This is a genomic window from Halochromatium roseum (assembly GCF_016653315.1).
GTDB lineage: Bacteria > Pseudomonadota > Gammaproteobacteria > Chromatiales > Chromatiaceae > Lamprobacter > Lamprobacter roseus.
On record NZ_NHSH01000047.1, the window covers coordinates 1 to 2877 of the forward strand.

5 protein-coding genes are annotated in these 2877 nt (G+C 61.3%); 4 read left to right on the plus strand and 1 reads right to left on the minus strand.

From position 1 onward, the window contains the following. The first annotated feature begins 195 nt into the window (after positions 1-195). From CCR96_RS24220 to CCR96_RS25730, 4 genes are all read left to right on the plus strand, one after another. Positions 196-486 (plus strand): hypothetical protein, encoded by a 291-nt coding sequence (locus CCR96_RS24220; protein WP_207191907.1) that lies wholly within the window; start codon positions 196-198, stop codon positions 484-486. Positions 487-737: 251 nt separating this feature from the next. After that, positions 738-1409 carry a metalloregulator ArsR/SmtB family transcription factor gene (locus tag CCR96_RS07530; RefSeq protein WP_201219442.1) on the plus strand — a complete coding sequence of 224 codons (672 nt, stop codon included), beginning with the start codon at positions 738-740 and terminating at the stop codon, positions 1407-1409. Positions 1410-1419: 10 nt separating this feature from the next. Beyond that, positions 1420-1740 (plus strand): UPF0175 family protein, encoded by a 321-nt coding sequence (locus CCR96_RS07535; RefSeq protein WP_201219444.1) that lies wholly within the window; start codon positions 1420-1422, stop codon positions 1738-1740. Then, positions 1656-2186, plus strand: a complete 531-nt coding sequence (locus CCR96_RS25730) for a PIN domain-containing protein (protein ID WP_476702834.1) — start codon at positions 1656-1658, stop codon at positions 2184-2186. Before CCR96_RS07535 ends, CCR96_RS25730 begins: the two co-directional genes overlap by 85 nt. A gap of 78 nt (positions 2187-2264) precedes the next feature. Here CCR96_RS25730 and CCR96_RS07545 read toward each other — a convergent pair whose 3' ends face one another. Then, complete coding sequence (locus tag CCR96_RS07545) at positions 2265-2447, minus strand: hypothetical protein (RefSeq protein WP_242518719.1); 183 nt, start codon at positions 2445-2447, stop codon at positions 2265-2267. Positions 2448-2877 lie beyond the last annotated feature (430 nt).

Here is a 2877-nt window from a genome sequence, read left to right on the forward strand (position 1 = left end):
GCGGCACCTCAATGCGCGCAAGGCCGGTCTCAGGATCGGTCACGATCTGGGGCTTGGGCTTGCGCTGAATCGGCAGCGGGTCGAAGCCGCAGGCCTCCATGAGGCTGGGATTGCGGGCAAGCTCGCGTGCTGGAAAACGATGCCGGCGAGCAGCATATTCCACATCGGGCGCACCGGATAGTCGTTGCGCCCCTGTTGGCGCATCACCTCGAGGTATTGCACCAGGCGCTCATCGGGGAGATGATCGATCGCCAGTTGGAGGCGATCGAGATCACTGCGCGCCTCGATCGCGTCCCAGGAAAACAGGTTCGTTTGTGTCATGGTCACCAAGGGGTCTCTCCTCTTCAGGGGTGTCGTCTCGACAACGACAATGATCCCTTGGTGGCCACCCTTTTTCACCCCCTGCGTGGCGCTTGGGGTGATTTTTCCCCTTCTCGGCCGAGCGTCACGCGCAAATCATTGATTGTTCCTTCGCCGCTGGGGTAAACGAAATCCGACCCGACTTGTAGGCTCATTCAATTCAGTGAGTTAGAGACTGCGCAAATGTCTCTGGGTGTGGGCTCCGCAGTCGAGATTGAAGGCGGCAGTATCCCATGAGCATCAGCATCATTCAAATACAACGTTGAATGATGGCTGTCGGCTGTCGGCTGGTGAAGGCTGAGTGTCGAGGGATGGCGAGCGGCTTCTGATGCGCGTGGCGGTATACTGTAGCTCCCTGTCCTTGCCAGCCGCTCATCGTGACCCAGTCTCAGTCTGCATCGCCCAAACAACAGCTGTTCGAGCATCTTGCCGTGATCGCGCGCGCCCTGGGGCATTCGGCACGCTTGGAGCTGCTCGACTACCTGGCCCAAGGCGAGCGCAGCGTCGAAGAGTTGGTGCGGCTCAGCGGGCTGTCGGTGGCCAACACCTCCAAGCATCTGCAGCAGCTCAAGGCTGCGGGGCTGGTCAATGCGCGTCGCGATGGCAAGTATGTGCGCTATTCGCTCGGCGATGAGCGGGCGCTGGACGCCCTCGCCGCGCTGCGCGGCATCGCCCAGGATCGCAGCGATGCGGTCGCTGAGCTGATGGCGCAGTATCTGCTGCAGCGTGATGCGCTCGAGCCGATGCCGGCCGCAGAGCTGTTGGCACAGGCGCAGGATGGGCTGGTGACGGTGCTCGATGTGCGCCCGCACGAAGAGTTCGGCCAGGGCCATCTGCCAGGCGCCCTGAATATCCCTTTGGACCAACTCAAGACCCGACTGGCGGAGCTGCCCCCGGAGCGTCAGGTCGTCGCCTACTGCCGCGGTCCTTGGTGTGTGCTCTCGTTCGAGGCGGTCGCGGCGCTGCGCGAGGCTGGCTTCGAGGCTCGACGCCTGGCCGATGGCCTGCCCGAGTGGCGTCATGCCGGGCTGCCGGTGGCGCGCGGTTAGACGCGTTAAGTTGATCTTTATTGTACGGTTACCCGGACAGGTCGACCACATCATGCACTGCCTTCAGATACCCGACGACGCTTTCAATGCGCTGAAGCTACCAGCCGGTCGCGCGGAACAAGAGCTGCATTGCGAGTTTGCCATCTTCCTCGTCAAGGAGGCCCTGCTGGAGCCGACTCAGGCGAGGACCATCGCCAACATGGATCGCGTGGCGTTCCAAACCTTGCTCGCCCAACGCCGAGTGGCTTGGGGCGGGTCGCCGGAAGAGGCGCTCACGGACATGCAAGCAGCGCAAGCGTCTGCAACACGACGCCCCTTTCCTGCCTGCTGAAGATCGGCCGGACTGACTTACTTCAGCGGCTTTACGGCAGCGTCACGATTCCATCTGAGGTAGCCGTAGAACTCGATGAGGCAGGAGCGATCCATGCAAACTGGCGGCGCCAACTGTCGTTCGTTCGGATTACCGAATCTGTGACAAGCGATCCCGTTCTGATGCTGGCAGCGGCCGAGGTCGATCTCGGTGAAGCCGCAGCGATCGCCCTCGCGCAGCGACTTGGCAGCGAGTTGCTGATCATCGACGACATGGCAGGACGACGGCTCGCCCGACGCCTCGGCCTGGCGATTACGGGAACCGTCGGCATCGTGCTGGCAGCGGCTGAATCCGGCTTGACCGAAGACCCCTTCATACTCTTAGAGGAGCTGCGCCATCGCGGAGGTTTGTGGCTGTCGGATGCCTTTCTAGAACGGTTGCGCTCCATGCAAAGATCGTCTTCTTGATCGGCAGACAGCTGCCGCTCATCCCGCACGGGGGTCGGGTAAGTGCCGTTGAGTCCCTGCCGTTCTCAGCCTGTCATTTCAATCTAACTCAGCCTGCTCTTCGGCAATCAGCGCCCGCAACGCCTCCAGTGCTGCGTCAACGACGTCCCTGCTGCCCGAAGTCGGATAGACCACATAGGTCGGCAAGCATAAGCTCGGGCTGTCGTGGATGCGATGCAGGCAGCCACCCTCCAGATAAGAGGCCGCGACCCGCTCCGGCACTAAGCAGGTGCCGCCGTTGGCGAGGATCAGCTGTAGCCCAAGCCAGCCGATATTCGCCGTGGCTCATAGTGGGTTTTGAGGACATGCTAAGGTCAGGCATCTGACTCAACACGTGCTGCTCCGATGTGCCGTCTCAACGACTTGATCGACGAAGAGAAATGCGACGACGAAGTCCGACGGATGCGTTGACCGTACGTCGTTGATTGTCCACGTTGTGGTTCCAACAAGATCGTCAAGCGTGGCCGTAGCCACCGACACAGGGCCTGTCGCCGCTACACCTGTCGAAACTGCGAGAAACGCTTTGATGATCTGACGGGGACACTCTTCATGGGACGCCACCAGCCGCTGTCGGTGTGGTTTTCCTCTCTGTACTTGATGGGCCTGAACCAGTCGAACCTGCAGATCGCCGAAGCGCTCGGTCTGAATGAAA